This is a genomic window from Vibrio sp. 1180_3 (assembly GCF_029478545.1).
Lineage (GTDB): Bacteria > Pseudomonadota > Gammaproteobacteria > Enterobacterales > Vibrionaceae > Vibrio > Vibrio aestuarianus.
Genome location: NZ_SJFM01000186.1, coordinates 1 through 431, shown reverse-complemented (window position 1 = coordinate 431; position 431 = coordinate 1). Strand labels below are relative to the sequence as shown.

The following is a 431-nucleotide window of genomic DNA, read 5'->3' as shown; positions in this document are numbered from 1 at the left end:
GCACCAGGAAGTCGTTGGAGACGTACTGCGGGCTGTAACCGTCGGGATTGTTGACCTTGGTCAGATCGCGCTGGTAACCCCAGATCGGGCTGGTCTTCTCATACTGCACGTTGACCAGCGCATGGAAGCGATCATCCACGCCATTGAAGCCGCGGGCGCCGCTGAGGCGGAAGCTGTTGCCGCCGCCTTCACCGTAGGCGCCACCACGTACGTTGAGGACGCCACCATCCATGCGTTCCTTGAGGATGATGTTGACCACGCCAGCGATCGCATCGGAGCCATACAGTGAGGACTGGCCACCCGGCAGGATCTCGATGCGCTCGACGATGTCGATCGGAATGCCGCTGATGTTGTTGAACGTATCGCCGCCGTTGTACAGCGCCGGATACGAAAGCATCGGGCGACCGTTGATGAGGTACTTGGTGTAACCC

Annotated in this window: 1 protein-coding gene; it reads right to left on the bottom strand. The window is 60.1% G+C overall.

Annotated elements, in window-relative coordinates:
* Nucleotides 1-431 (bottom strand): TonB-dependent receptor plug domain-containing protein (locus tag EYW48_RS21500; protein WP_277433081.1); only part of this gene is annotated, 431 nt, incomplete at both ends.